Source organism: Streptomyces sp. IBSNAI002 (assembly GCF_052244475.1).
Lineage (GTDB): Bacteria > Actinomycetota > Actinomycetes > Streptomycetales > Streptomycetaceae > Streptomyces.
In genome coordinates this window covers 5,971,068-5,995,714 of record NZ_JBQPXG010000002.1, presented here as the reverse complement: position 1 = coordinate 5,995,714, position 24,647 = coordinate 5,971,068, and the positions used below count along the sequence as shown (strand labels likewise).

The following is a 24,647-nucleotide window of genomic DNA, read 5'->3' as shown; positions in this document are numbered from 1 at the left end:
GCCCTCATTTGCCGGGGCTACGGCGCGGCGACGGCCTCGGGGGCGTCCATCAGGATGGTGCGCCGCGGGTTGGCGGTCTGCGTCGGCAGCTCGACGGCGTGCTCCGGGGTGGCCGGGGCCGCCTGCAGGTCCTCGGCGTCCTTGAGGTGCGCGAGGGTGGTGCGGCGGGGGTTGGCTATGTTGCGGAACATCGTCGTCGTCTTCATCGGGGTTCGGGGTCCTCGGGTTCGATCTGGATGTCGGTTGTGGCACGCGCCGACCACGGCGCCAACCCTTCAAGGGGTAAGGCTAAACATCCGAATCCCTCACGGAACCGGGAAGTAATGGCCACGGCCGTGTGAGTTTGCTCACCAGCGACCAGGCATTACCGGCATAACGGACAGTCAACTCTGCACCACGAAACGGACATTGTGCCACTGAATGCGCCATTCCGCTCCTGATCATGGCGACTGGGACACCTTGCCAGTCGCCGTGTTTGCATGGTGTAAGTCCGGTTTCTACCGAAAGCAGTCCCACATCCTGTAGCACCGCTGTCACAAGCCGTCACCGACTCCCCGGGCCGATGCTCGCACCTTGTTGGAGATCCTCCACTGTGCTGGAATTCGCGGGACCGCCGCGGGAATCAGCCGGCGCGCAGGTGGCGCGACTCAGCGCCGAGCGCGGCGGCAAGGAGAGGGAGACGCGCCGGTCACCGACGACCACCATGGGGCCGTCAGTGCCCCACGACTCGACACCGTCCCACCGGTCGCCCGGCGGGACGCCTGGTCCAGAGGTTGCGACGCTAGTGCAGGGACGATTCAAGAGGGATGGCAAGGGGTCTCCCCAGGCCCGCCAGGGCCGAGGGGAAGCCGCGGCTGACCAGGAGCCCCGCGGCGGGACCGACCGTGGCTCCTCGCCCCAGCACGCCCAGAACCGCGGGCCGGCTGTCGAAGGCGGGGGTCCCGACGTCTCCGCCTCGGTGAAGGCGAGGGCCAAGGGCCGTGGCAAGGCCGTCAAGGCCCAGGCCGGGGCGGTCGAGCAGGACGTGGCGATACCGAAGGCCCCCAGTGGGCCCGGTTCCCGCCTCGCCATGCAGAACTGGCGCATCAGCACGCGACTGGTGTCGCTGCTGACCCTGCCCGTCGTCGCCGCCACCACGCTCGGTGGCGTCCGTATCAACGACTCGCTCAACGACATCGCGCAGCTGGAGCACATGCAGCTGCTGACGACGATGACCCGGCAGGCCACCAACCTGGCCGCCGCGCTCCAGGAGGAGCGCGACAAGTCCGCGGGTCCGCTGTCCGCCGACAAGTCCGGCAAGGTCAACAGCACCGTCAAGGGCGTCCGCGAGCACACCGACGCCGCCGCCGAGGCCTTCGCCCGTGCGACCGACAGGGTCGACAACACGGAGGACAAGGACGAGACGCTCAAGTCGATCCGCAACAACATCCTGCAGATCGGCCGCCAGCTCACCCTCATCGAGGACATCCGCAGCAAGGCGTACGCGAACGGCGCCCAGCAGACCGTCACCGAGTACAACAGCCTCATCGTCTCGCTGCTCTCGCTCTCCCAGGACATGGCCCAGGCCACCTCCAGCCCGGAGATGATCAAGCGCACGCGCGCCCTGTCGGCCTTCTCCGCCGCCAAGGAGTACGCCTCCGTCCAGCGCGCGATCATCGCCGCCTCGCTCCCCGACAGCAACGAGCGGCAGGGCGAGCTGAAGGAGAACGACCGTCTGTACGCGCTCTCCGCGCTCAAGGGCGAGCAGCAGTCGAAGAAGACCTTCGAGCTGGTCTACCAGGGCAAGTCCGAGGAGCTCCTCGCGTCCCTCGGCGACGGCAACACCGAGATCGGCACCGCCGACCACTACGCGCGCCGCGTGCTGAGCACCAAGGACCAGTTCCTCAAGGAGAAGAACCGGTCCTGGATGGACTGGTACGACGCCGACGACGTCAAGCTCCAGGCGATGGGCCGCATCGAGCTGTCGCTGCTCGAGGACATGGAGCAGAAGGCCCGCGAGCTCAAGAACGAGTCGCAGCAGGACGCCATCATCAACGGTGCGCTGATCCTCCTCGTGCTCGGTGTCTCCCTCGTCGGCGCCTTCGTCATGGCCCGCTCGATGATCCGCTCGCTGCGCCGCCTCCAGGACACCGCGACCCGCGTGGCCCAGGACCGCCTCCCCGAGCTCGTCAAGCAGCTCTCCGAGTCCGACCCGCAGGACGTGGACACGTCCGTGGAGTCGGTCGGTCTGCACACCCGCGACGAGATCGGCCAGGTGGCCGCGGCCTTCGACGACGTGCACCGCGAGGCCGTCCGCCTCGCCGCCGAGCAGGCCCTCCTGCGGGGCAACGTCAACGCGATGTTCACCAACCTCTCGCGCCGCTCCCAGGGCCTCATCCAGCGTCAGCTCTCGCTCATCTCCGAGCTGGAGTCGCGCGAGGCCGACCCGGACCAGCTGTCCTCGCTCTTCAAGCTCGACCACCTCGCGACCCGCATGCGCCGTAACGGCGAAAACCTCCTCGTCCTCGCGGGCGAGGAGCCGGGCCGCCGGTGGACCCGCCCCGTCCCGCTCGTCGACGTGCTCCGTGCCGCCGCGTCCGAGGTGGAGCAGTACGAGCGCATCGAGCTGGCGTCGGTGCCCGGCACCGACGTCGCCGGCCGCGTCGTCAACGACCTCGTGCACCTCCTCGCCGAGCTGCTGGAGAACGCCACCTCGTTCTCCTCCCCGCAGACCAAGGTCAAGGTCACCGGCCACGCGCTGCCCGACGGCCGCGTGCTGGTCGAGATCCACGACACCGGCATCGGCCTCTCCCCCGAGGACCTCGCCGCGATCAACGAGCGGCTCGCGTCGCCGCCGACCGTGGACGTCTCCGTCTCCCGCCGCATGGGCCTGTTCGTGGTCGGCCGCCTGTCCCTGCGACACGGCATCCGCATCCAGCTGCGCCCCTCCGACTCGGGCGGTACGACGGCCCTCGTCATGCTGCCGGTGGACGTCGCCCAGGGCGGCAAGAAGCCGGGCGGCCAGGGTCCCGGTCCGCAGGGCGGCCCCGGTGGCGGTCAGGGCGGACCCGGCGGGCAGGCTTCCGTGCCCGGCGCGGCCTCCCGTCCCCCGGTGGGCGCGGCTCCGCAGCGCGGCCAGGTCGCCCCGGGCGGCCAGCGTGCCGCCCTGCCCGGCCGCGACGGCGCCCAGGGCCAGCAGCGCCCGCAGGGTGCGCAGAACCAGCAGGCTCCGCAGAACCAGCAGGGCCCGCAGGGCCCGCAGGGCGGTTGGTCCCCGCAGCAGGGCGGACCGGTCGCTCCGGGTGCCCGCCCCCAGCAGGGTGCGACCACCAGCGGGCAGGGCCAGGCCGGCTTCGGCTCCGGTGCGCCGCTGGCGGGCCGCGGTCCGCAGGCCCGTCCGGCCGCGCCCACCGCGTCCGGCCCGTCCGGCTTCCCGCAGGGCAACGGCTTCGAGCGTCCGCAGCAGCCCCAGCAGCCGCAGGCCCAGTCGCCGCAGCAGCCGGCCGCCCCCGCGGCGCCCGCCTCGCGCGGCGCCCGGCCGCAGCTGCCGCCGCGCGGTGGCGCCCCGCGGCCCGAGCTCCCCGGTCCGCAGACCACCAGCTGGGGCGCCGACCAGGCCCGCGGCCACGACGAGCTCTCGGGCCCCGGCTCGACGGCCGAGTTCGCCCGCCCGGACTTCAACGCCCCGATGCCCCAGGCGAACCCCGGCGGCAACAGCACGACCGGGCAGTTCGAGCGTCCGGACGTACGCGGCCCCGTGGACCCGTCCTCGACCGGTCAGTTCGCCCGCCCGGGCACCTACCAGCCCACCGGTCAGCCCCAGCGGTCCGGCGGTCCCGGCGGTCCCGGCGTCGGCGGCTTCCCCCGCCAGCCCCAGGCCCCGCAGCAGCCCCAGCCGCAGCAGTTCCAGCAGCCCCAGGCTCCGCAGCAGCAGGCCGGCGGCTACGCCCCGGCGCCGCAGCGTCCCGAAGCCCCCGGTCTGCCGCAGGGCCACCGGCCCGAGGCGCTGCCCCCGGCGGCGAGCTCCGGCGACGCCCGCAGCCCCATCTTCGACACCCTGGAGTCGAACTGGTTCCGCGAGGAGGGGCAGCAGCCCGCCGCGCAGGCACCTTCCGTACCGCAGCAGCCGCAGCAGCCGGCCCCCGCGGTCCCCGCTCCGCAGCAGCTGCCGCAGCGCGGCCAGGCACCGGCCGAGTCCGCCACCGCGGCCACCGGCGCCATGCCGACCGTCAGCTGGCGGTCCTCTCCGAACGACGAGCTGATGCGGCAGGCCGAGCGGGTTCGCCAGCCCGCCGCAGGCGGCATCACCACGTCGGGGCTGCCCCGCCGGGTCCCGCGGGCGAACCTCGTGGCCGGCACTGCGCAGCAGCAGGCCGAGGCGCAGGCCGGTCCGCAGGTCTCGAGGGCTCCGGACGACGTCCGCGGCCGTCTGACCAACCTGAGGCGCGGTATCCAGCAGGGTCGTCAGGCCGGCAACAGCGGCCCGGCTACCGGCAGTTACCACATCGACCCCACTTACCAGCAGGAGCGATAGTTGAGTTCGATGAGCCAGGCGGCACAGAACCTGAACTGGTTGATCACCAACTTCGTGGACAACACCCCTGGGGTGTCCCACACCGTGGTGGTCTCCGCCGACGGACTCCTTCTGGCGATGTCCGAAGGATTCCCCCGCGACCGCGCCGATCAGCTGGCGGCCGTGGCCTCCGGACTGACCTCGCTGACCGCCGGAGCCTCCCGCATCTTCGAGGGCGGCGCCGTCAACCAGACCGTGGTCGAGATGGACCGGGGATTCCTCTTCCTCATGTCCGTCTCGGACGGTTCCTCCCTGGCCGTACTGGCGCACCCCGAGTGCGACATCGGCCTCGTCGGCTACGAGATGGCCCTCCTCGTGGACCGCGCCGGCAGTGTCCTGACCCCGGACCTGCGCGCGGAACTCCAGGGAAGCCTGCTCATCTGACTCCCCCTCCCCCGGCCGGACGGTACTAACGGCCGGGGGACCGGAGCATTCGCCCCGGAACCCAGTACCACCGCCAGGCCGTCATACCGTCCCCCCACCGGCCGCCCCGTCAGACGGCACGCTGACCACTGCTGTCCAGCCCGGAGGATCAATGACCCCGCCCCCCGCCTATCCCGATGCGTACGGAGATTCGTACTCGGAAGGCGACCAGCCGCTGGTGCGTCCGTACGCGATGACCGGCGGCCGGACCCGGCCCCGCTACCAGCTCGCGATCGAAGCCCTGGTGAGCACCACGGCCGATCCGATGCACCTGTCCGGCCTGCTCCCGGAGCACCAGCGCATCTGCACCCTGTGCCGCGAGGTCAAGTCGGTCGCCGAGGTCTCCGCACTGCTGTCGATGCCGCTCGGTGTCGCCCGGATCCTCGTCGCCGACCTGGCGGAGGCCGGAATGGTGGCCATCCACCAGCCGGGCAATGGAGAGGCCGGCGGCACGCCGGACGTCACGCTGCTCGAAAGGGTGCTCAGTGGACTTCGCAAGCTCTAACGGAAGCCCTCACGCCGCGGCGCCGCGCTCCACCACCTCCGCGAAGATCGTGGTGGCGGGCGGCTTCGGCGTGGGCAAGACCACGTTCGTCGGCGCCGTTTCCGAGATCAACCCGCTGCGCACCGAAGCCGTCATGACCTCCGCCTCGGCGGGCATCGACGACCTCACGCACACCGGCGACAAGACCACGACGACCGTCGCGATGGACTTCGGCCGCATCACGCTGGACCAGGACCTGATCCTGTACCTCTTCGGTACGCCGGGCCAGGACCGCTTCTGGTTCATGTGGGACGACCTGGTCCGCGGCGCCATCGGGGCGATCGTCCTGGTCGACACGCGCCGGCTGGCGGACTGCTTCCCCGCGGTCGACTACTTCGAGAACAGCGGCCTGCCGTTCGTCGTGGCCCTCAACGGCTTCGAGGGGCACCAGCCGTACACCCCGGAGGAAGTCCGCGAGGCCCTGCAGATCGGCCCGGACGCCCCCATCATCACCACCGACGCCCGCCACCGCGCGGACGCCAAGAGCGCACTCATCACGCTCGTCGAGCACGCCCTCATGGCGCGGCTCAAGTAGCGTTGTGCACCTGCCGTACTCGGGGGGCGGGCTGTGTCATAGGACACGGCCCGCCCTTCTGCTTCATAACGTTTCGACAGACAATTGCCGCCAGTTGACAACGGGGCGCGTTCGGCCGGTGCCGCTACGCGCACAACTCGCTCTATTTTTGCCGCAGGAAGCTCTTTATGTCCGATTTATGTGGGGCATAAGGCTCTAGGAATGGCCGGTTTCAACTGTTTGGAACACGGCCGTTAACCGTGCTGGAATTCAACGAACTAGCTAGTAGCACCGCCGAGAGGTTGTTGGTCGAGTGAGGCGAAGCAACACGAGCCCCGCGGATGAACCCGCGCGCGGCAACTTCACCCCGCCGCCGCGAGCGGCCGCGTCGCCCGTCGACGTGCCCGTTGAACCGCCGGTGAGCGGCGGGAGTGCCAGCAGATTCTCGCCCCGCAACTGGCGCGTGCCGACCCGCCTGAACGCCATCCTGCTCGTGCCCGCCCTCGTCGGCCTGGTCATGGGCGGCTTCCAGGTGAAGGGCTCCGTCGACACCTGGAACGAGGCCAAGGACGCCGAGAAGATAGCCAGGGTCGTACAGGCCTCCTCCGAGTACAGCCAGGCCCTGCTCAACGAGCGCGACCTCACGGCCGAGCCGCTGCTGAGCGGCAACCCCAACAGCGAGATCGTCACCAAGGCCCGCGGCACGACCGACGCGGCCAAGGTGAAGTTCGACCAGGCCGTCCAGGACATGCCGAAGAACCTGGGCCTGGAACGGCGCCTGGACCTCTTCCGCGGGGACGAACCCAAGCTCAAGACGGTCCGTGAGACGGCGTACCTCGCCGCGGCGGAGACCCCGAAGAAGAACCTCCCCACCGCGGCGGGCCCGATCCCGACCGAAGAGGGCTATGTGCTGGTCCAGCACTACCTCATGCAGTTCTCCAACGAGCTCGGCCTGGGCACCGGCAACGTGACCTCGTACGGCCGCATGGTCTACGCGATCCAGCTGGCCAAGGCCGCCAACTCGCTGCAGCGTGCCGTCGGTACCCACCTGCTGGTCCGGCCGAGCGCCAACGAGGACATCCGCAAGAGCCAGCTGGTCGCCTTCTCCTCGTACGCCTACCTCGAGGAAATCGCCATCGGCGAGTACGTCGCGGCGGGCACCGAAGAGGACGTGGACCGCCTCAAGCAGGTCATGCAGAAGAAGTCCGACGAGGGCGCCAACAAGCTCGCCGAGGCCAAGGCCAAGGCCGAGGAGGCGGGCGTACGCTTCGTGCCGCCGCCCGTGGCGGCCAACAAGTCGGTGCTCACCGGCATGACCGAGGCGATAGCCGGCGGCGAGAACAAGACCAAGCTCGCGGCCAACGGCACCACGCCGATGGCCTGGCAGGCAGCGGCCACCGCGAAGTTCGACGGCTACGACGAGATCGAGAAGGACCTCCTCGACAAGGCCATCAAGGACGCCGTCGCGGTCTCCGACGAGGCCCGTACCGACGCCATCGTCAACGGCGCCATCGTGGTCGTGGCCCTGCTCGCCGCCTTCATCATGGCCGGTCTCATGGCCCGCCAGATGGGCCGCGCGATGCGCCGCCTGCGCTCCGCCGCCTTCGACATCGCCGAGCAGCGCCTGCCGATGCTCGTCGACCAGCTCTCGCGGACCGACCCGGGCAAGGTGGACACCCGCGTCCAGCCGATCCCGATCGACTCCCAGGACGAGATCGGCGAGGTCGCCCGCGCCTTCGACCAGGTCCACCGGGAAGCGGTCCGGCTCGCCGCCGAGCAGGCGCTCCTGCGGGGGAACGTCAACGCGATCTTCACCAACCTCTCCATGCGCAACCAGTCGCTGATCGAGGGCCAGCTGACCCTCATCACCGACCTGGAGAACAACGAGGCCGACCCGGACCAGCTGGAGAACCTCTTCCGCCTGGACCACCTGGCCACGCGCATGCGCCGCAACGGCGAGAACCTCCTCATCCTCGCGGGTGAGGAGCCGGGCCGCCGCTGGGACCAGCCGGTGCCCCTCGTCGACGTCCTGCGCGCCGCCTCCTCCGAGGTGGAGCAGTACGAGCGCATCGAGCTGTCGGGCGTCTCCGAGGCCGAGATCCACGGCCAGGCCGTGACCGACCTCGTGCACCTGCTCGCCGAGCTGCTGGAGAACGCCACCACGTTCTCCTCCCCGCAGACCAAGGTCCGGGTCAACGCCACGCGTCTGCCGGACGGCCGCGTGATGGTCGAGATCCACGACAAGGGCATCGGCCTCACCGCCGAGGACTTCGCGGACATCAACCACAAGCTGGCCAACCCGCCGACCGTGGACGCCGCGATCTCGCAGCGCATGGGTCTGTTCGTGGTCGGCCGGCTGGCGGACCGCCACAGCATCCGCGTCCAGCTGCGCCCCTCGGGCGAGGCGGCCGGCACCACGTCGCTGATCATGCTCCCCGACGCCATCACCCACGGTGGCGGTGGCGAGGGTATTCCGGACGACGACTTCACGGTCTCCTCGATGATCCCGCAGCAGCAGGCCCAGCAGGCCGCCCCGCTGCGCACGGCCGCCGAGCTCGGCTTCGACGACTCCCGCTACGACCAGCAGGGCGGCGAGGTCCGCGAACTGGACCCGGTCGGGCGGTCCCTCGGACGCGAGGAGCGGCGGGCGGCGCTGGAGGCCCAGGTCGGCTACCCGCAGGATCAGGAGCAGCAGTACGACCAGGCTGCCCAGGAGTATCCGGAACCTCAGCCCGAACACGGCTACCAGCCGTACCAGGGCTACGAGCAGCAGCCCGAGCAGGGCTACGACGGCTCGTACGAGACACCGGCGGGGCAGCAGGCGTACGAGGAGTACCCGCAGCAGGGCTACTCGTATCCGGAAGCCGGCTACGAGGACCGCCGGCAGACCACCCCTGAGTACGACGGTGGCTACGATTCCCGGTCGCAGCAGGCCGAGTGGCCCGGTCAGAACACCTACCCGGCTGCCTACCAGCAGGGTTACGGGACCGAATCGGAATCCCCGGCCGTACCCGAAGCGGCGCCGGAGCGCGTAGGCTTCGACCGTCCGGGCGCCGCTGCCGACACCGGTCACCAGATGACCGGAGCGGGCCTGCCGCGACGCGGCAGCCAGCAGCAGTGGCAGCCGGCACAGCAGGAAGCGGAGTCCACCGGATCCCTCTTCGAGCAGCGGCCGCAGCGTCAGCAGCAGCCCGCTGAACCGGAGCGGTCCCCGGAGGAGACAGAAGGAACCGCCGCCTGGCGCTCGCGCAACGACGAGCGCTGGCAGCAGGCCGGCAAACTCCGTGAGCCGAAGGCCGGCGGGGTCACCCCGTCCGGTCTCCCTCGGCGGGTACCCAAGGCCAACCTGGTCGAGGGTGCGGCGGAGACGACCCCGCAGGGCGGCCCCCAGGTCTCCCGCGCTCCGGAGGACGTCCGCGGCAGGTTGAGCAACCTGCGGCGGGGTGTCCAGCAGGGACGCAGCGCGGGATCTGAGCAGTCAAGTAACAGCTATGACCAGGAGCGTTAGTGTGAGCCCGATGAGCCAGGCGGCACAGAACCTGAACTGGTTGATCACCAACTTCGTGGACAACACCCCTGGGGTGTCCCACACCGTGGTGGTCTCCGCCGACGGACTCCTTCTGGCGATGTCCGACGGGTTTCCGCGCGACCGCGCCGATCAGCTGGCGGCCGTGGCCTCCGGACTGACCTCGCTGACCGCCGGAGCCTCCCGCATCTTCGAGGGCGGCGCCGTCAACCAGACCGTGGTCGAGATGGACCGGGGGTTCCTCTTCCTCATGTCCGTCTCGGACGGATCCTCGCTCGCGGTGCTCGCGCACCCCGAGTGCGACATCGGCCTCGTCGGCTACGAGATGGCCCTTCTGGTGGATCGTGCGGGCAGTGTCCTGACCCCGGACCTGCGCGCCGAGCTGCAGGGAAGTCTTCTCAACTAGCAGACAGGCAGTGCGTTTCGCGCCATCGCACCATAGGGTGCGGTGGCGCGGTTCCACAGGGAGTACTGCGTTCTTGGAGTCGGAGGAGGAAACGTGACAACACCCGGAGGTCATCCTTATGGCGGCGCTCAGCAGCCGCAGGGTGGACAGCACGACCAGAACCGCTTCAACTTTCCCTCTGCTCCCAGCCGGCCCGTGCCGGAGCACAACCCCTACCAGCAGCAGTCGTACGGACAGCCCCAGCAGCCGCAGATGCCTCATCAGCAGCAGCCTCCGCGCGCCGCGCGTCAGCCGGCCCCGAAGGCCCACAACCCGCTGGTGCGCCCGTACGCGATGACCGGCGGCCGCACTCGGCCGCGCTACCAGCTCGCCATCGAGGCGCTGGTCAGTACCACGGCCGACCCCGCGCGGCTGCAAGGGCAGTTGCCCGAGCACCAGCGCATCTGCCGTCTGTGCCAGGAGATCAAATCCGTCGCGGAGATCTCGGCACTTCTCTCCATTCCTCTTGGTGTCGCCCGCATCCTCGTCGCCGACCTGGCGGAGGCGGGCCTTGTCGCCATTCACCAGCCCGGCGGCGACGAGTCTGCCGGCGGCCAGCCAGATGTGACACTGCTCGAAAGGGTGCTCAGTGGACTTCGCAAGCTCTAACGGCGGAGCGGCTCGCTCCACCACCTCCGCGAAGATCGTGGTGGCGGGCGGCTTCGGCGTGGGCAAGACCACGTTCGTCGGCGCGGTCTCCGAGATCAACCCGCTGCGCACCGAAGCCGTCATGACCTCCGCCTCGGCGGGCATCGACGACCTCACCCACACCGGTGACAAGACGACCACCACGGTCGCGATGGACTTCGGCCGCATCACGCTGGACCAGGACCTGATCCTGTACCTCTTCGGTACGCCGGGCCAGGACCGCTTCTGGTTCATGTGGGACGACCTCGTGCGCGGCGCCATCGGCGCCGTCGTGCTCGTGGACACGCGCCGCCTCGCCGACTGCTTCCCCGCCGTCGACTACTTCGAGAACAGCGGCCTGCCGTTCGTCATCGCCCTCAACGGCTTCGACGGTCACCAGCCCTACACCCCGGAGGAAGTCCGCGAGGCCCTGCAGATCGGCCCGGACGCCCCCATCATCACCACGGACGCCCGCCACCGCGCGGACGCCAAGAGCGCGCTCATCACCCTGGTCGAGCACGCCCTGATGGCCCGCCTGCGCTAGCGGCGCCGGGTCCCCCGCCGGAACACACGCCGAAGGCCCCCCGTGTCGGACGGTGCTTTCTAGGGGTCGTCGCAACACGTGGTCATGTTGATCAGGCCGCGAGCAGTTTATGCAGGCGCTCGGCTGGGGTTTCCCAGTCGAGCGTTTTGCGTGGGCGGCCGTTGAGCTGGGCGGCGACGGCGTCGAGGTGTTCCCGGTCGTGGACGGACAGGTCGGTGCCCTTGGGGAAGTACTGCCGCAGCAGGCCGTTGGTGTTCTCGTTCGAGCCGCGCTGCCAGGGACTGGCCGGATCGCAGAAGTAGACCGGAACGTCGGTGGCGACGGTGAACTCGTGATGGCGGCCCATCTCCGAACCCTGGTCCCAGGTCAGGGACCGTTTCAGGTGGGCAGGCAGGAGCTGGACGGTCTCCTGCAGTGCGTCGCGGACCTGCTCGGCGCTCCGGCCGTCCGGCAGGTGCACGAGCATCACGTATCGGGTGGCCCGCTCGACCAGGGTTCCGATCGCGGACCCGTTGTCCTTGCCGATGATCAAGTCGCCTTCCCAGTGGCCGGGGACCGCACGGTCTTCCGCCTCGGCGGGACGCTCGCTGATCATGACCATGGGCTCGGCGAAGCGGGGCCGTCGCTGCTGGGCCTGGCGGTGGGGCTTGCGGCGGGCCCGTCCGGTCCGCAGTGCTCCGGCGAGCTCCCTGCGCAGTTCCCCGCGTCCTTGGACGTAGAGGGCCTGGTAGACGGTTTCGTGGACCACGTGCATCTCCGGCCGGTCGGGGAACTGTGCCCGCAGAGCCTGGCAGATCTGCTCCGGGCTCCACAGCTCGTCCAGGCCGGCCTGGACCGCGGCTCTCAGCTCGGGGTTCTGGCTGATCTTGCGCGGCTTGGGCCGTGGCCGGCGGTCATCGGCCCGGGCCTGCGCCGCGAAGGGCCGGTACTGCCCGTTCCCCGGGTGCCGGTTGCGGCGAAGCTCCCGGCTGACCGTGGACGGGCTGCGGCCCAGCTCGGCCGCGATCGCCCGGATCGTGGCCTTCTCCCGCAGCCGGTCTGCGATGTGGATCCGGTCGGCCTCACACAGATACCGCGACGACGCGGAAGGCGGCACCACCGGACGAACCGGTGGTGCCGCCTTGTGCCGGCCCGACGGGTTGCGGCCGTTACGCCACCGCTTGCCCGTGCGCAGGTTGATCCCGACTCGTCTGCAGGCTTCGGAACTGCTCAGGCCCTGGTCCATGAGCCGGAAGTATTCCTCCCGCTCACGGACCAGCTTCCGACGGCCTTGGGCCACCGTCCGCACCTCGCGGATCTCGAACTCCATCGCACCCCTTGAGCTGGGGTGTTGCGACGACTTCTAGAACCCAAGGACGACACGGGGGGCCTTCGCGCTGCCCGCCCGGGGGCTGTGCCCGGTGCACGCGGAAGGCCCCGCACCCGTTTCGGGGTGCGGGGCCTTCCAGGCGCGGTGGCTCAGCCCTGCCAGCTGTGCGGGGCGCGGAAGCCCGGCGTGCGCTCCAGGCGGCGCCAGCCGGCCTGGGAGCGGGGGGCGGGGACGGTCTCGGGGGTGGCGGCGGCACGGGCGAGCAGGATCGCGGTGATCGCGGCCAGCTCCTCGGGCTCGGCGTTGCCCTTTTCGACGCGCAGCAGGGTGTCGGTGCTCATCGGTGGCTTTTCTCCTCTACTGCGGCGGGTTGCCGTGCTTGCGGGACGGCAGGTCGGCGTGCTTGTTGCGGAGCATCGCGAGGGCGGACACGAGGGTCTCGCGGGTCTCGGCGGGGTCGATGACGTCGTCGACGAGGCCGCGCTCGGCCGCGTAGTACGGGTGCATCAGCTCGGCCTTGTACTCCTTGACCATGCGGACGCGCATGGCCTCGGGGTCCTCGGCGTCCGCGATCTGCTTGCGGAAGATGACGTTGGCGGCACCTTCGGCGCCCATGACGGCGATCTCGTTGGTGGGCCAGGCGTAGGTGATGTCGGCGCCGATGGACTGGGAGTCCATGACGATGTACGCGCCGCCGTAGGCCTTGCGCAGGATCAGCGAGATCCGCGGGACGGTGGCGTTGCAGTACGCGTACAGCAGCTTGGCGCCGTGGCGGATGATGCCGCCGTGCTCCTGGTCGACGCCCGGCAGGAAGCCGGGGACGTCCAGCAGCGTGATGATCGGGATGTTGAAGGCGTCGCACATCTGGACGAAGCGTGCGGCCTTCTCGGAGGCCTCGATGTCCAGGACGCCGGCGAGGTGGCCGGGCTGGTTGGCGACGATGCCGACGACCTGGCCGTCCATCCGGGCCAGGGCGCAGATGATGTTGCGGGCCCAGCGCTCGTGGATCTCGAGGACGTCGCCCTCGTCGACGAGCTCCTCGATGACCTTGAGCATGTCGTACGGGCGGTTGCCGTCGGCGGGCACCAGGTCGAGGAGGACGTCGGAGCGGCGGTCCGCCGGGTCGCTCGTCTCATGGACGGGCGGGTTCTCGCGGTTGTTGGAGGGCAGCATCGAGATGAGGTAGCGGACCTCGGAGATGCAGGTCTCCTCGTCGTCGTACGCGAAGTGCGCGACGCCCGAGGTCTCGGCGTGCACGTCCGCGCCGCCGAGGCCGTTCTGGGTGATCTCCTCGCCGGTCACCGCGCGGACCACGTCCGGGCCGGTGATGAACATCTGCGAGGTCTCGCGGACCATGAACACGAAGTCCGTGAGGGCCGGGGAGTAGGCCGCGCCGCCGGCGCAGGGGCCCAGCATGACCGAGATCTGCGGGATGACGCCCGAGGCCTTGGTGTTGCGCTGGAAGATGCCGCCGTAGCCGGCGAGGGCGGAGACGCCCTCCTGGATGCGGGCGCCTGCGCCGTCGTTGAGGGAGACCAGCGGGGCACCGGCCGCGATGGCCATGTCCATGATCTTGTGGATCTTCGTCGCGTGGGCCTCGCCCAGGGCGCCGCCGAAGATGCGGAAATCGTGGGCGTAGACGAAGACCGTGCGGCCCTCGACCGTGCCCCAGCCGGTGATGACACCGTCGGTGTAGGGCTTCTTGCCCTCCAGGCCGAAGCCTGTCGCGCGGTGGCGACGGAGCTGCTCGACCTCCTTGAAGGAACCTTCGTCGAGGAGCAGCGCGATGCGCTCGCGGGCGGTCAGCTTGCCCTTGGCGTGCTGGGTCTCGGTCGCGCGGTCACTGGGGCCGCGCCGTGCCTGCTCGCGCAGGGAGTGCAGCTCGGCCACGCGCCCGCGGGCGTCCGTCGGCTCGCTCGGGGTCTGGTCCACAACGGTCATGTACCGACCTTACGAAGAGCGGGATGAAAAACCTCCGTTCATTCCGCACAGTCTCGGGAGTCTTCCGCTGTCCGGCCCGCACAGTACGACCGGAGGAACGAAGGACTCCGCCAGAGGAGACCTTCGTCCTTTGTGCTTCTTCCACAAAACGGCCCGACACGCGGGCTAGATGTTGAAATTTGAACGGAATAGGTCTAACGTCGTCCTCGTTGAAGTCGTTGAAGATTCAACAGAAACTCTCGGACCGCTACCAAGGAGCACGTCATGGGCCTCTTCACCCGCCGCAGCCAGGACACCGCCACCGCCGTCGCCACCGCCCCGGCGGCCGTGGACCCGGCGCTCGCCGCCCTCACCGGCGACTACGTCATCGACGCCGCGCACAGCAGCATCGGCTTCACCGTCCGCCACGCCATGGTCACCAACGTCCGCGGCAGCTTCGACACCTTCGAGGGCGCCCTGCACCTCGACGGCAGCGACCCGGCCCGTTCCACGGCCACCATCGACGTGACGATCGGCTCGGTCAACACCGGCATCGGCGACCGCGACGCGCACCTGCTGGGCAGCGACTTCTTCGACGCCGAGCTCTTCCCGCTGATGACCTTCCGCTCCACCACGGCGGCGCAGCTCGGCGGCGACGCGTACCGCATCACCGGCGAGCTGACGATCAAGGACGTGACGCGCCCGCTCTCCATCGACCTGGAATTCACCGGTTCCGCCACCGACGTCTACGGCAACGAGCGCGTCGGCTTCGAGGGCTCCGCCGAGATCCTGCGCTCCGACTGGGGCCTGACGTGGAACGCCGCGCTCGAGGCCGGCGGCGTGATGGTCAGCGACAAGGTGAAGCTGGGCTTCGACATCTCGGCCATCAAGCAGGCCTGACCGGCGCGACCGCGGACCGTCCGGGGGCGGCTACCAGCCGCCCCCGCCGTCGAATCCGCCCCCGCCGCCGAAGTCCCCGCCACCGAAGCCTCCGCCGCCGAAGTCGGACGGGTCGAAGTCCGCGCCGGACACGTCCCCGCCCTCGAAGCCGCCGCCCATCGTGCCGCCGAGGTCCGAGGCGTAGGCCGGGCTGGACATCATCGAGCCGAGCATCGTGCCCATGAGCAGGCCGGGCAGCATGCCGCCGCCGAAGTAGCCGCCGGCCCAGGGGCCGTAGGCCGGGCCCGCGTCGTAGTACGGACGCGGCCCGTGCTCCGTGTCGACCGTCCGGACCGCGGGGTCCTGGCCGTCGCGCAGCCGGACGGCGTCCGCCGTGCAGACCGGGACCGTGCGCGGGGTCCCGCCCGCCGGGGACCAGGAGGCGTCTTCCGTACTGGGACCGTGCCGCGGGTCGAAGAAGCAGGGCGAGCGGCGCTCGGGCAGCGGCCTGCCCTGACGGCGCGCGTCGAGGGTGGCCAGGGCGAAGCGGCCGTCCTCCAGGGCCTGCGTGACCCCCGTGACCTCTTCCGGGTACCGCACGGCGCCCATGATCTGCTTGGCCTTCTCGTACGAGTCGAGCCCCTGCTCGTAGTCCTTGCGCATGGCGTCGTCCGCGCCGGGCTCGCCGGGGTGGAAGTCGAGGCGTTCGAGTTCCTCGCCGAAGGCCGTGATGTCCTCGTCGACGACCACGCTCAGCCGCTCGATCGCCTCGCGCCGGGCCTCTTCCTTCTTCTTGCGGTTCCGGCGGACCAGCGCGTACGCACCGCCGCCTCCGACTGCGGCCACCGCGCCGAGCGCGATCAGGCCGGCGACCGGAGCGCCGTCGTCCGCGCCGACGGTGCCCCAGGAGGCCGGAGCGCCGCCCTTGACCTGGGTCAGGGCCTGGTCCACGAAGTTGTCGAGCTGGATGCCCGCGTCCACCGGCCCGCCGGTCTTCACGGCCTCGGACAGGTTGCGCACGGCGTTGCCCGGCATGACCGCGCCGTCCGCGCCGGCGTTGAACCCGTCGCCGAGCCGGACCGCGTAGAGCCCGGTGATGCCGGTCTCGGCGCGGATGGCGCTGAGCACCTTGTCCTGCGGGAACTCCGCGGTGGCCGGCAGCACCGCGACGAACACCGGCTTGCCGGCGTCCTTGATCTTCTGCGCGAGCGCGTCCGCCTCCGCCTTCGGCAGCTGCGCCTCGGCCCGGGGGTCGACGTAGACGGGACCCTTCTTGAGGCCCTCCGCCACGGCGGCCACGCCGGTGGCCGCCGAAGCCTGCGGGGCGGCCACGAGGGCGGCCCCCGACAGGGCCAGCAACAGACCGGCGAGCACCGATCCCATACGTACGGATATCAGCCTGGTCCTCATAACCACGACGCTACCCGAACCGGCACTTTCCTGTGTGAGCTGGACATAAGCCCGCCCGCCTCCGGCCCCGGGACCGGAGGGGAGGCCCCGGGACCGGAGGGGAGACCTGCGGCGGAGCTACTCGGCCGGTTCCACGCCCGCGTGGAGGAGGCCGTAGGTGAAGGCGTCCTCCAGGGCCTGCCAGGAGGCCGCGATCACGTTCGGGGCCACCCCGACCGTGGACCACTCGCGGACGCCGTCCGTCGTGGCGACCAGGACGCGGGTCGTGGACTCCGTGCCGTGCGTGCCCTCCAGGATGCGGACCTTGTAGTCGACCAGCTCGAACTTGGCGAGCTGCGGGTAGAAGCGCTCCAGCGCCACCCGCAGGGCCCGGTCCAGTGCGTTGACCGGGCCGTTGCCCTCGGCCGTCGCGACGATCCGCTCGCCCTTGGCCCACAGCTTGACCGTGGCCTCGTTGGCGTGGGTGCCGTCCGGGCGGTCCTCGACGATCGCCCGCCAGGACTCGATGCGGAAGTAGCGGCGGGCCCGGCCCTCGGCCTCGGCGCGCAGCAGCAGCTCGAAGGAGGCGTCGGCGGCCTCGTACGTGTAGCCCTTGAGCTCTCGCTCCTTGACCCGCTCCACGACCCGGGAGATCAGCGCGCGGTCCCCGCCGAGGTCGACGCCGAGCTCCTTGCCCTTGAGCTCGATCGAGGCGCGGCCGGCCATGTCGGAGACCAGCATCCGCATGGTGTTGCCGACGCGCTCGGGGTCGATGTGCTGGTAGAGGTCCGGGTCGACCTTGATCGCCGAGGCGTGCAGGCCCGCCTTGTGCGCGAAGGCGGAGACGCCCACGTACGGCTGGTGCGTGGAGGGCGCGAGGTTGACGACCTCGGCGATGGCGTGCGAGATCCGGGTCATCTCGGCGAGGGCGCCCTCGGGGAGCACCTTGCGGCCGTACTTGATCTCCAGGGCGGCCACGACGGGGAAGAGGTTCGCGTTGCCGACGCGCTCGCCGTAGCCGTTGGCCGTGCACTGCACGTGGGTGGCGCCCGCGTCCACCGCGGCCAGGGTGTTGGCGACGGCGCAGCCGGTGTCGTCCTGGGCGTGGATGCCCAGGCGGGCGCCGGTGTCCGCGAGGACGGTGGCGACGGTCGCGGCGATCTGGGCGGGCAGCATCCCGCCGTTGGTGTCGCAGAGGATGACGACGTCGGCGCCGGCCTCGTGGGCGGTGCGCACGACGGACTTCGCGTACTCGGCGTTGGCCCGGTAGCCGTCGAAGAAGTGCTCGCAGTCGACGAAGACGCGGCGGCCCTGGGCCACCAGGTGGGCGACCGTGTCCCGGACCATCTCGAGGTTCTCGTCCAGGGTGGTGCGCAGGGCGAGTTCGACGTGCCGGTCGTGGGACTTGGCGACGAGCGTGATCACCGGGGCGCCGGACTCCAGCAGGGCCCGCACCTGCGGGTCCGTGGCGGCCGCACCGCCCGCGCGCCGGGTGGCGCCGAAGGCGACCAGCTGGGCGTTCTTGAAGGCGATCTCGGCCCGGGCGCGGGCGAAGAACTCGGTGTCGCGGGGGTTGGCGCCGGGCCAGCCGCCCTCGATGAAGCCCACCCCGAAGTCGTCCAGGTGCCGGGCGATCGTGAGCTTGTCGGCGACCGTGAGGTTGATGCCTTCGCGCTGGGCGCCGTCGCGCAGCGTGGTGTCGAAGACGTGGAAGCTGTCGTCCAGGTCCCCTGAGCGCACAGGTGCCGCCTCTGGTGTCGTCGTCATGCTGATCTGACTCCTGTCGGATGAGTGGTTCCGGATGCCCGCCAAAGGGGCAGGCCACCGTCACTGCCCCCATCATCGCGCGCGGTCCGCCCCCGGCAGGGTCGGGCCGGGAAACGAAAAAACCCCTCGCGGGTAGCGAGAGGTCTGCGCGCGGGTCCGAGGCACGGTGTCCGCTTCCGCGAAGTTCTTCCGCGGTTCAGCGGCCACTGGGGACCGGCGCGCTGCTGGCGATAATCATGAGCTGAGCAGGCACGCTCGCAGTGTGCCACACCGCCCGCCGCACATGGACGGCGATCTCACCATGCGGGCACGGACCTCAGTGGTGCGGGGCGAGGGACTCCGTGAGGAACTCCCGGACGTGGTCGAGGATCGCGTCCCGGTCCATCGTCGGCAGGCCCACCGCCAGCTGGATGCTGAACCCGTCGAGCAGGGCCCTGATGCGGGCCGCCACCCGGTCGGGGTCCACCGGGCGGAACTCGCCGCGCGAGATGCCCTCCGCGAGCAGCGCCACCAGGTCGCGGTGCCAGGCGCCCTCGATGGCGGCCTGCCGGTCGCGTTCCCGGGGGCCGGCGTTCTGGGAGCGGTTCCAGACCTCGAGCCACAGCGTCCAGTGCGGGTCGCGGGGCTGCGTGGGCACGTAGAGGTCGACGTACGCCCGGAGCCGCTCGCTCACCGGGCCGCGGCGGGAGAGCAGCGCCCGCCGCTCGGTGCCCAGTTCCGACTCGCTCCACTCCAGGGTCTGGAGCAGCAGCTCGTCCTTGCTGCGGAAGTAGTAGAGGAGGTGGCCGCTGCTCATGCCGACCTCGCGGCCCAGGCCGGCCATGGTCAGGCCTTCCAGCCCGCGCTCGGCGATCGTGGTCATGGCGGCGACGAGTACGTCCTCGCGCGGGGGCGCGTTCTTCCGCGCCGCCCGTACCGGTACTCCGCCCGCCGCCATGGCCCGCTCCTCGTCGCTCCGCGCCCCCGGCCGTCAGACCTTCGGCTGCTGCTGGGTGATGCAGTGGATTCCGCCACCCCCGGCGAAAATCGTACGTGCGTCGACGAGTGTCACGGTCCGCTCGGGGAACAGTCCGCGGAAGATCTCGGCGGCCTCCTCGTCGCGCGGGTCGTCGAAGGAGCACAGCACGACACCGTCGTTGCACAGGTAGTGGTTGATGTACGAGTAGTCCACCCACTCCCCGTCCTCCTCCAGCACGGTCGGCGCCGGGATCTCCACGACCCGGAGCTGCCGGCCCCGCGCGTCGGTGGACGCCCGCAGGATCGCGGCGATGGTCTTGCACCGCTCGTGGTCCGGGTGGGCCGGGTCGGGCTGGGTGTGCACCATCACCACGCCGGGCCGGGCGAAGGCGGCGACGATGTCCACGTGGCCCTGGGTCCCGTAGGTGCCGTAGTCGCCGGCCAGGCCGTACGGCAGCCAGATCGCCTTGGTGGTGCCGAGGTGGGCGTGGATCTCGTCCTCGACCTGCCGGCGGGACCAGCCGGGGTTGCGGCCCTCGCCGAGCTGCACGGTGTCGGTGAGGAGCACGGTGCCCTCGCCGTCGACGTGGATGGCGCCGCCCTCGTTGACGAGCGGGGTGCTGTACGTACGGGTGCCGGCCACGTCCGAGACGTACCGGGCGATCTTCGAGTCGTGCTCCCAGCGGGCCCATTCCTGGGCGCCCCAGCCGTTGAAGGTCCAGTCGACGGCCGCCAGCTCGCCGGCGTCGTTGGTGACGAAGGTCGGGCCGATGTCGCGCATCCAGGCGTCGTCGAGCTCGCGCTCCACCAGCGTGAGCCCGTGGCCCCCGCCGGCCCCCGCGATGGCGCGGGCGTTCTCGGCGTCGCCCGGCGAGACCACGAGCGTCACGGGCTCGTACGCGCGCACCGCGCGGGCCACCGCGCCCCAGGCCTCGCGGGCCTCGGCGAGCTCCTGCTCGTTGGTGAAGGTGGGGTTGGGGCTGGGCCAGGCCATCCAGGTGCGCTCGTGGGGCGACCACTCGGGGGGCATCCGGAATCCGTTGTTCACGGGCTGTGCAGTCATGGCAGGGAAGTCCTTACAGGAAGTACAGGCGGTTCAGGGTGACCGACTCGGCGGCTTCGGAGCGCAGCGGTTCCCCGTCGAGGGAGACCAGGCCGCTGCGCGCGTCCACATCGACCGCGCCCACCCGGGAGTTGAGGAGCAGGTCGCCCGGGCCGATGCCGCGGGTGCCGCGGACGGCGACCCGGCGCCGGCGGGTGGGCATCCCGTCGCTCCCCAGGGCGGCCGCGGCGGCCGAGACGAAGGCGACGGAGATATCGGCGGCGGTGGCCCCGTACGAGCCGAACTGCGGCCCGAGGACCAGCGGTTCGCAGGTGTCGGTGGCCGCGTTGGGATCGCCGGTGACCCCGTACGCCGGGAAGCCGGACTTGAGGACCAGCTGCGGTTTGGCGCCGAAGAACTGCGGGCGCCACAACACGATGTCGGCGAGCTTGCCGACCTCGATCGAGCCGATCTCGTGGGCCAGGCCGTGGGCGATGGCGGGGTTGATGGTCAGCTTGGCCATGTAGCGCAGGACGCGGGCGTTGTCGTCGCCCTCCCCGTCGCCGGCCAGCGGGCCCAGCTCGCCCTTCATCTTGGCGGCCATGGCGAAGGTGCGGCGGATGGTCTCGCCCGCGCGGCCCATGCCCTGGGCGTCGGAGGAGGTGATGCCGATCGCGCCGAGGTCGTGCAGGACGTCCTCGGCCCCCATGGTGCCGGCGCGGATCCGGTCGCGGGCCATCGCCGCGTCGCCCGGGAGGTCCGGCTTGAGGTCGTGGACGGAGACGATCATGCCGTAGTGCTCGGCGACCGCGTCCCGCCCGAAGGGCAGGGTGGGGTTGGTGGAGGAGCCGATGACGTTGGGCACGCCCGCCATCTTGAGCACGTTGGGGACGTGTCCGCCGCCGCAGCCCTCGATGTGGAAGGCGTGGATGGTCCGGCCCTCCAGCACCCGCAGGGTGTCCTCGACGGAGAGGCACTCGTTGAGGCCGTCGCTGTGCAGCGCGACCTGAACGTCGTACTCCTCGGCCACGCGCAGCGCGGTGTCCAGGGCGCGGGTGTGCGCGCCCATGTCCTCGTGGACCTTGAAGCCGCTGGCGCCGCCCTCGGCGAGCGCCTCGACCAGCGGGGCGGGGTCGGAGGAGGAGCCGCGGGCCAGGAAGCCGATGTTGACGGGCCAGGCGTCGAAGGCGTTGAAGGCGTGCTTCAGCGCCCACGGCGAGTTGACGCCGACGCCCCAGACGGGGCCGAACTCCTGGCCGATGACCGTGGTGACGCCCGCGGCGAGCGAGGCCTCCATGATGCGCGGCGAGAGCAGGTGCACATGGGTGTCCACGGCGCCGGCGGTGGCGATCAGGCCCTCGCCGGAGACGATCGACGTACCCGTGCCGACGACCACGTCGACCCCGTCGAGGGTGTCCGGGTTCCCGGCCCGGCCGATGGCGTGGATGCGGCCCTCGCGGATGCCGATGGAGACCTTGCGGATGCCGAGGACGGCATCGATCACCAGGACGTTGCTGATCACGACGTCGCAGGTCTCGCGGACGGCGGCGGCCTTCAGGTGCAGGCCGTCGCGTGCGGTCTTGCCGAATCCGGCCAGGAACTCGTCGCCGGGCTTCTGGGCGTCGTACTCGACCCGGACGGTGAGCCCGGAATCGCCGAGCCGCACCCGGTCGCCGACGCGGGGGCCGAAGACCGAGGCGTACTCGTGCGGGTCGATGTGCCGGCTGCCCGGCGCGCAGTGTGCGCTGTGGTCGCTGTGCGGGGTCTGCCTGCTCATGCCTGCGCTCCGTCCGCTCGCCCGGCGCCGTCGGCCGGGGCGGCCGGGTCCGGGACGGCCGCATCCGTGGCTGCCGTATCCGCGGCGGACGCGCCCAGGTAGCCGCAGGCCTCGGCCCGGGCCAGCGCGAGCGCCTTGGCCCCGGGGGCGTCGAGGGGGCCGTCGACCAGGCCCGCGAAGCCGATCGCGATGCGGGCGCCGCCGATCGGGACGAGCCCGACCTCGCCCTCGCCGTGCGGGTCGAACCGTACGGACGAACCCGCCGGCACGCACAGCCGCATCCCGTAGGCCGCGGCCCGGTCGAAGTCGAGGCGGGGGTTGGCCTCGAAGAAGTGGAAGTGGGAGGTGACGCTCACCGGCACGGGGGCGGTGTTGCGCACGTGCAGGTGCAGCACCGGCTCGGGCTGGGGGACGCCGGGGCCTGTGACGACGGCCCCGGGGGCGTCGTCACCGAGCGGCTCCGCGCCCTGGATGGGGGACGAGACCACCGCGAGCCGCGAGCCGTCGTCGAAGACGGCCTCCACGTGCACCTCGGTGACCACGTCGGCCACGCCGGGCAGCACGTCGCCGGGGCCCAGCACGCCGCGGGCCTCCTCGATGGCCTCCGCGAGCCGCCTGCCGTCGCGCGCGGCCTCGCAGACCGTGTCCGCGATCAGCGCGGTGGCCTCGGGAACGTTGAGCTTCAGCCCCCGGGCCCGTCGGGCCCGTGCCAGTTCCGCAGCGCTGCGGAGCAGCAGCCGGTCTCGCTCCGTAGGGGTCAGCCGCACGCCGATCCACCACCTCTTGAGTCGATGAGTTAGAGCATCACTCTAACTCTTCATTTCCTGGCAATGAAGCATTGACCGGAGACCAGGCCTTAGGTCACATTGAGTGTCGCTCAAAGAAAAGCGGAACCGCCCCCGCCCCGCACAGGGAGTCCCCATGCCCATCGAACAGCGCGGAGTCGACACCATCCCCGAGGAAGAGCGGACGAGTGGACCCCGCGACCTGGTCGCGATCCTGCTCGGCTCCAATCTCTGCCTCGGCGTGATCGTGTTCGGCTGGCTCCCCCCGTCCTTCGGACTGGGCCTGTGGCCCTCCGTCACCGCCATCGTGACCGGCACCCTGGTCGGCATCGCCTTCACCGCGCCGCTGGCCCTGGTCTCCCTGCGGACCGCCACCAACCTCTCCACCTCGAGCGGAGCCCAGTTCGGCGTCCGCGGCCGGCTGGTCGGCTCGGTGGTCGGCCTGCTGCTGTCGCTGGGCTACACCGCGCTCACCCTGTGGATCGGCGGCGACGTGATGGTCGGCGTGCTGTCGCGGCTCACCGGACTACCGGACACCGGGGTCTCGCGAGGGGTGATGTACGGGGTACTGGCCGCCTGTACCGTCGTCGCGGCCGTCTTCGGCTACCGGCTGCTGCTGCGCATGAGCAAGGTCCTGTCCATCGGCATGGTGCTCCTGCTCGCCGTCGGCGTCTTCGCCTACGCCCCCGACTTCACCACCGCCGCGCCCCCGGACACCGAGTACCTGCTCGGCTCCTTCTGGTCGACCTGGCTGCTCGCCGCCGTCGCGGCCGGGCTCAGCGGCCCCGTCGCCTTCATCACCCTGCTCGGCGACTACACGCGCTACATCTCCCCGCGCCGGCACGGCTCCCGCAAGGTCCTCGGGGCCACCGGCCTCGGCCTGCTCGTCGGCCTGCTGATACCGCAGCTCTTCGGCACCTTCACCGCGCTCGCCGCCCGGGCCGGGGCCGACTACGCCGGGCCGCTGGTCGAGGCCGCGCCGTTCTGGTACCTGGTCCCGCTGCTCGCCGCGGCCGCCGCGGGCTCGGTGGGCAACGCCGGGCTGATGCTGTACTCCATGGGGCTCGACCTCGACGCGATCGTCCCCCGGGCCACCCGCACCACGGCCACCGTGATCGCCGCGGCCGTCGCCACCGCCTTCGTCTTCGTCGGCTCCTTCGAGTGGGACGTCCAGGCGGCGATGACCTCCTTCGTCCTGCTGCTGACCGCGCTCGGCACCCCGTGGGCCGTGATCACCCTGATCGGCCACGTGCGCTGCAAGGGGCGCTACGACGCCGACGCCCTCCAGGTCTTCAACCGCCGCTCGGTGGGCGGGGCCTACTGGTACCGCGGCGGCTGGAACCCGGCCGCCACCGTTTCCTGGGCCATCGGCGCGGGCGTCGGGCTGCTCGCCGTGACCACCCCGTTCTACGAGGGGCCGCTGCTCGCCCTGACCGGCGGCGTGGACTGCTCCTTCGTCCTCTCCGGCCTGGCCGGCGGCCTCGTGTACGCGGCCATGACCGCGCGCACCGCCCCGACGGCCGCCCCGGCCGAGGAGCCCGCGACCGCCTGAGCCGCCCTCGCGCCGTACGCACGAAGGCCCGCGCCCCCGATACCTTCCGTTCTAGTGGTCGTCGCAACACCCCAGCTCAGGGGATGCGATGGACT

20 protein-coding genes are annotated in these 24,647 nt (G+C 71.0%); 10 read left to right on the top strand and 10 right to left on the bottom strand.

What is annotated here, in order from left to right:
* Nucleotides 1–17: 17 nt before the first annotated feature.
* Nucleotides 18–206 carry a hypothetical protein gene (locus tag ACTVZO_RS28910; protein WP_443301119.1) on the bottom strand — a complete coding sequence of 63 codons (189 nt, stop codon included), beginning with the start codon at nucleotides 204–206 and terminating at the stop codon, nucleotides 18–20.
* A 578-nt stretch (nucleotides 207–784) separates the two neighbouring features.
* Here ACTVZO_RS28910 and ACTVZO_RS28905 point away from each other — a divergent pair.
* The 8 genes from ACTVZO_RS28905 to ACTVZO_RS28870 all read left to right on the top strand — a co-directional run bounded on the left by ACTVZO_RS28905 (nucleotide 785) and on the right by ACTVZO_RS28870 (nucleotide 11,175).
* Nucleotides 785–4,513: a nitrate- and nitrite sensing domain-containing protein gene (locus tag ACTVZO_RS28905; protein ID WP_443301118.1), complete on the top strand. Its 3,729-nt coding sequence runs from the start codon at nucleotides 785–787 to the stop codon at nucleotides 4,511–4,513.
* A gap of 9 nt (nucleotides 4,514–4,522) precedes the next feature.
* Complete coding sequence (locus ACTVZO_RS28900; RefSeq protein WP_008739864.1) at nucleotides 4,523–4,936, top strand: roadblock/LC7 domain-containing protein; 414 nt, start codon at nucleotides 4,523–4,525, stop codon at nucleotides 4,934–4,936.
* 151 nt (nucleotides 4,937–5,087) lie between these two features.
* Nucleotides 5,088–5,480 (top strand): DUF742 domain-containing protein, encoded by a 393-nt coding sequence (locus ACTVZO_RS28895; RefSeq protein WP_007266775.1) that lies wholly within the window; start codon nucleotides 5,088–5,090, stop codon nucleotides 5,478–5,480.
* Entirely contained in the window at nucleotides 5,461–6,054 is a 594-nt protein-coding gene (locus tag ACTVZO_RS28890; protein WP_362310546.1) for a GTP-binding protein, read from the top strand. Before ACTVZO_RS28895 ends, ACTVZO_RS28890 begins: the two co-directional genes overlap by 20 nt.
* Before the next feature lie 292 nt (nucleotides 6,055–6,346).
* Complete coding sequence (locus ACTVZO_RS28885) at nucleotides 6,347–9,541, top strand: nitrate- and nitrite sensing domain-containing protein (protein ID WP_443301117.1); 3,195 nt, start codon at nucleotides 6,347–6,349, stop codon at nucleotides 9,539–9,541.
* 10 nt (nucleotides 9,542–9,551) lie between these two features.
* Nucleotides 9,552–9,965, top strand: coding sequence for a roadblock/LC7 domain-containing protein (locus ACTVZO_RS28880; RefSeq protein ID WP_030037347.1), 414 nt, complete (start codon nucleotides 9,552–9,554; stop codon nucleotides 9,963–9,965).
* Between the two features lie 93 nt (nucleotides 9,966–10,058).
* The gene (locus tag ACTVZO_RS28875; RefSeq protein ID WP_443301116.1) at nucleotides 10,059–10,613 is read left to right on the top strand and encodes a DUF742 domain-containing protein; all 555 of its coding nucleotides are present in this window, start codon (nucleotides 10,059–10,061) and stop codon (nucleotides 10,611–10,613) included.
* Nucleotides 10,594–11,175 (top strand): GTP-binding protein, encoded by a 582-nt coding sequence (locus ACTVZO_RS28870; protein WP_037792108.1) that lies wholly within the window; start codon nucleotides 10,594–10,596, stop codon nucleotides 11,173–11,175. Before ACTVZO_RS28875 ends, ACTVZO_RS28870 begins: the two co-directional genes overlap by 20 nt.
* A 91-nt stretch (nucleotides 11,176–11,266) precedes the next feature.
* Here ACTVZO_RS28870 and ACTVZO_RS28865 read toward each other — a convergent pair whose 3' ends face one another.
* From ACTVZO_RS28865 to ACTVZO_RS28855, 3 genes are all read right to left on the bottom strand, one after another.
* Nucleotides 11,267–12,484, bottom strand: coding sequence for an IS30 family transposase (locus ACTVZO_RS28865; RefSeq protein ID WP_443298897.1), 1,218 nt, complete (start codon nucleotides 12,482–12,484; stop codon nucleotides 11,267–11,269).
* 149 nt (nucleotides 12,485–12,633) lie between these two features.
* Nucleotides 12,634–12,825: an acyl-CoA carboxylase subunit epsilon gene (locus ACTVZO_RS28860; RefSeq protein WP_069922094.1), complete on the bottom strand. Its 192-nt coding sequence runs from the start codon at nucleotides 12,823–12,825 to the stop codon at nucleotides 12,634–12,636.
* Nucleotides 12,826–12,841: 16 nt separating this feature from the next.
* Nucleotides 12,842–14,425 carry an acyl-CoA carboxylase subunit beta gene (locus ACTVZO_RS28855; protein ID WP_443301115.1) on the bottom strand — a complete coding sequence of 528 codons (1,584 nt, stop codon included), beginning with the start codon at nucleotides 14,423–14,425 and terminating at the stop codon, nucleotides 12,842–12,844.
* 264 nt (nucleotides 14,426–14,689) lie between these two features.
* Between ACTVZO_RS28855 and ACTVZO_RS28850 the strand changes: the two genes are divergently transcribed.
* Entirely contained in the window at nucleotides 14,690–15,304 is a 615-nt protein-coding gene (locus tag ACTVZO_RS28850) for a YceI family protein (RefSeq protein WP_443301114.1), read from the top strand.
* 30 nt (nucleotides 15,305–15,334) lie between these two features.
* Here ACTVZO_RS28850 and ACTVZO_RS28845 read toward each other — a convergent pair whose 3' ends face one another.
* From ACTVZO_RS28845 to ureA, 6 genes are all read right to left on the bottom strand, one after another.
* Nucleotides 15,335–16,693, bottom strand: a complete 1,359-nt coding sequence (locus tag ACTVZO_RS28845) for a hypothetical protein (RefSeq protein ID WP_443301113.1) — start codon at nucleotides 16,691–16,693, stop codon at nucleotides 15,335–15,337.
* Nucleotides 16,694–16,810: 117 nt separating this feature from the next.
* Complete coding sequence (cimA, locus tag ACTVZO_RS28840; protein WP_443301112.1) at nucleotides 16,811–18,439, bottom strand: citramalate synthase; 1,629 nt, start codon at nucleotides 18,437–18,439, stop codon at nucleotides 16,811–16,813.
* Nucleotides 18,440–18,755: 316 nt separating this feature from the next.
* Nucleotides 18,756–19,376: a TetR/AcrR family transcriptional regulator gene (locus tag ACTVZO_RS28835; protein ID WP_443301111.1), complete on the bottom strand. Its 621-nt coding sequence runs from the start codon at nucleotides 19,374–19,376 to the stop codon at nucleotides 18,756–18,758.
* A gap of 33 nt (nucleotides 19,377–19,409) precedes the next feature.
* Nucleotides 19,410–20,459: an agmatine deiminase family protein gene (locus ACTVZO_RS28830; RefSeq protein WP_443301110.1), complete on the bottom strand. Its 1,050-nt coding sequence runs from the start codon at nucleotides 20,457–20,459 to the stop codon at nucleotides 19,410–19,412.
* Nucleotides 20,460–20,472: 13 nt separating this feature from the next.
* Nucleotides 20,473–22,215 (bottom strand): urease subunit alpha, encoded by a 1,743-nt coding sequence (locus ACTVZO_RS28825; protein ID WP_443301109.1) that lies wholly within the window; start codon nucleotides 22,213–22,215, stop codon nucleotides 20,473–20,475.
* On the bottom strand, nucleotides 22,212–22,982 hold the full coding sequence (ureA, locus tag ACTVZO_RS28820) for an urease subunit gamma (RefSeq protein ID WP_443301108.1): 771 nt from the start codon (nucleotides 22,980–22,982) through the stop codon (nucleotides 22,212–22,214). The genes ACTVZO_RS28825 and ureA overlap by 4 nt, the downstream gene beginning before the upstream one ends.
* 154 nt (nucleotides 22,983–23,136) lie before the next feature.
* On the opposite strand from ureA, the gene ACTVZO_RS28815 reads away from it, so the two are divergent.
* Nucleotides 23,137–24,552, top strand: coding sequence for a cytosine permease (locus ACTVZO_RS28815; RefSeq protein WP_443301107.1), 1,416 nt, complete (start codon nucleotides 23,137–23,139; stop codon nucleotides 24,550–24,552).
* Nucleotides 24,553–24,647: the final 95 nt, after the last annotated feature.